The sequence below is a fragment of the Fervidicola ferrireducens genome (assembly GCF_001562425.1).
Classification (GTDB): Bacteria; Bacillota; Thermosediminibacteria; order Thermosediminibacterales; family Thermosediminibacteraceae; genus Fervidicola; species Fervidicola ferrireducens.
This window is the reverse complement of sequence record NZ_LOED01000074.1, coordinates 1-1,871: the sequence shown is the minus strand read 5'-3', so window position 1 is coordinate 1,871 and position 1,871 is coordinate 1. Positions and strand designations below refer to the sequence as shown.

The window sequence follows — 1,871 nt, the reverse complement described above, 5'->3', positions numbered from 1 at the left end:
GCTGCTTCTCCAATGGATAAGAGTTCCATGCTTTTATGGTAGCAAAATAGTTAAGTAAAGTCAACTACAGTGGGGTTTCTTGAAGCTGCTGCAAACCTCCTTTGGTCTTAGCTCTATTTTCCATTTTAGCAAAAAAATTCCGGCAAATCTATGCCCGGGTTTGTGCTTTCTCTTCATTGACGGCAGCCACCAGGTCGCTCATCCTGATACCTTGCCCGTGTCCGGTTTCGATTTCCCGTTTCAATGCGGTGAGTGCCGCCTTCTTGCATATCGCCTCTATTTGAGCGGGTGACATCCCTTCTGTTAGTTTAGCAAGCTCAAAAACATCTAGGCATTCTTCATCGCTGATTGGCCTTCCTTTAAGATAAACACTGAACAGCTTTTTACGCGCTTCAAAATCCGGCAGCGGTATTTCTATTACGCTGTCGAACCTCCCGGGCCTGAGCAGTGCTTCATCTAGCACGTCCAGTCTGTTCGTTGCACCTATGACGAATACCCCTTCGTCTCTTTCAAACCCGTCCATTTCGGCAAGCAGGATGTTCAACACGATATCGCTGGGCCTATTGAGGTGCGAGCCGTCCCTTCTGCGGCCTATAGCGTCGATTTCGTCGAAAAATATAATTGCGGGCTTATTGGCCCTTGCCTGGGCAAAGAGCTGTTTAACGGCGGCTTCGCTGGATCCCAGATACGGCCCCACCAGTTCAGAGGCTTTTACACTGATGAAGTAGCAGCCGAAGTATTCTGCGGTTGCACGGGCCAGTGAAGTTTTACCAGTCCCGGGAGGACCGTAGAACAGAATCCCTTTTGACGGCTTTATACCGTACTCTCGTGCCTTTTCCGGATACATAAGCGGGATTTCGAGAGCATCTTTTATCGCCCTTATTGCGTGGTCTACCCCTACGAGGTGATCGAAGGCATGAAGGTTTCGGACCCTGGGCTGGGCTTCGACTGAGTACCGAGCTTCCGTCGTTGAACTGGTTTTCTGCGATGTGATAGGTTGGACCAGCTCGGGTTTATTGCGTTTTAAGGCCGTAAAAGGGCGTAAGAGAAGATAGAGTGCATAGTCTAGGTTTTTCCAGAAGGTCTGAAAAGGGATAAAGGAAAGAATTATCACCGTTAGAGGGAGAACGATACTGAGTGCAGTGAAGATGAGCAGCATGACAATAGCCGTGATGGTGTTTTGCTCTGCTATGTCGCAGAGCTTTGTTAACAGCGTGTAAAACCATGAGTTTTTGAACAACAGCGCTGCGTGATAAAAAAGATAGCTTGCAACTGCCAGCCCGGCAATAGGGGAAGCAAGAAGGCCAGCAAGGGCATAGACGAACATCACGAGGAGCAGGTCGGTAAAGCTTTTTGGCTGCGCTTTGCTGATGCCGTAGTTGACCAGATATATCACCGAAACTGCCGTCAAGGCCCACTGCAAAACCACCATCGCTTTAGTGAACGGGTCTCTTTGCATAACATCCCTCTCCTTTTCATCCTTTTGTCCGACAGCCTTAAAGGCTTGTAACGCCTAATTTCTCACCATTCTTTCACCCCTTTTTGTCGGACTAACCTTAAGCCCCTGCAAAGGGATAGGCTCTCTTTTGTCCGACAGGCTAAAAGCCTTGTGCAGTCTAATTTCTAATGCCATCACCCCTTTCTTTTGTCGGACTTGAATTAAAGGCCGTGTGACTTCCTCCCTACCCCTAAAGGGGTAGGGCTTCCTGGCGGCAGGTGCGCGCACCTGCCGGGTTACACCGGTGCGAGCGGCCCTTTTTGACCCGTTGCCGGAGGGCCTCCCGGAGGGGACCGTCACTTCCGTCCCGACTACTCCAGGTGCCGCTTAAGCGGCCCTTGGAGATACTTGCACAGCCGCTTCCATCCCGTCC

The 1,871-nt window shown here is 50.4% G+C and carries 1 protein-coding gene; it reads right to left on the bottom strand.

Annotated features, from left to right (window positions below):
- Nucleotides 1-148: 148 nt before the first annotated feature.
- Nucleotides 149-1,459, bottom strand: coding sequence for an ATP-binding protein (locus AN618_RS12300; protein ID WP_066355631.1), 1,311 nt, complete (start codon nucleotides 1,457-1,459; stop codon nucleotides 149-151).
- Nucleotides 1,460-1,871: the final 412 nt, after the last annotated feature.